Origin of the sequence: Caballeronia sp. BR00000012568055, from assembly GCF_029439455.1 — a bacterium.
Classification (GTDB): domain Bacteria; phylum Pseudomonadota; class Gammaproteobacteria; order Burkholderiales; family Burkholderiaceae; genus Caballeronia.
The window spans coordinates 1-1,029 of sequence record NZ_JAQFVG010000168.1; the positions used below are offsets into that span (position 1 = coordinate 1).

At 56.4% G+C, this 1,029-nt stretch carries 2 protein-coding genes; both read right to left on the reverse strand.

The window, feature by feature from the left end; translation table 11 throughout:
• Window positions 1-247: glycosyltransferase family 2 protein (locus P7F28_RS09315; RefSeq protein WP_277184221.1), on the reverse strand; the 247-nt coding region annotated here is incomplete at its 3' end.
• Window positions 244-1,029, reverse strand: a 786-nt coding sequence (locus P7F28_RS09320; RefSeq protein WP_277184222.1) for a hypothetical protein, incomplete at its 5' end; no start/stop codon positions are given. The genes P7F28_RS09320 and P7F28_RS09315, both read right to left, overlap by 4 nt.

Here is a 1,029-nt window from a genome sequence, read left to right on the forward strand (position 1 = left end):
AAAAGACTAGCTCATCATCCGTCGCATACTTGGCCGCTAGATTGCGCGCGGCAGCAAGCGGCAATTGATCATCTGCAGTTCTGACGGAAACCTGAATAATAGGAAAACAAGGGCTCTTCCATACGACAGGCTCCTCATTCATATGGACGATAACAAGCGCATCCGGCACGCATGTAGAAGCCTCAAGACTGCGTATCAGATTTGCCAGATGCGCACGGCGGCCATGAACCAAAGTCAGTACGTTCATTGAAAAATCTGCTGTGCGGTTTTGATGATGACGTCGGCCGCACGCGCTGCGCCTTCTCCGTCCGTTGCCGTGTTCCATCGCGTAACGTCGAGCTGTAATGCCTGTTCCAGTATCGATGACCACTTATGCGCGATAGGCCACTCGGGACAGTGGATCGCAAGCCCTGAGGCCGCCAGAAGTTTTGCGACCGACCGCTGTTCATCGAACGGACGCGCCTCAGGAATGCAGACGAATGGGCAACGCAAGTCCGCGACTTCGCCAACCAACGTATCACCGCAGGATCCAACGACAACCGATGCAGAGGCGAGCCACGGCAACGGCTCGCTCACCGTGCCGACCAGTTCCAGATTAGAAGGAAGATCGCCGCCCTCGCCTGATACAGGGCCGGTGACGGTCCATTGCCAATCCCCACTTGCGCGCGCGGCTGCGGCGACATCGGCAATCGTGAATTGCGTGCCGCCGTGCCCGCAGATTACGGTGACATGGAACGGCTTCGACTCGCACTGTCGCGTAGTCCGACCGTAACGAGAAACCAGTCCTACGTAATCGGTTTTCGCTACCCATTCTTTCTGGATGGAAGGCTCGTCTAATTCGCGTGGATAAGGGGCTAGCAGGCGCGTTGCACTGTCGTATGCCAGCGAGTGAGCTGAGTCGGAACGCGTACCCCTTTGGCGCACAAAGATAGTTGGAACTCCACACAATCGAGCCAATAAAGCAATTTCAACCGATACATCGACAACCAGCATGCACGGCCACGCTCGTCGAAACCAGTCCACCAACCG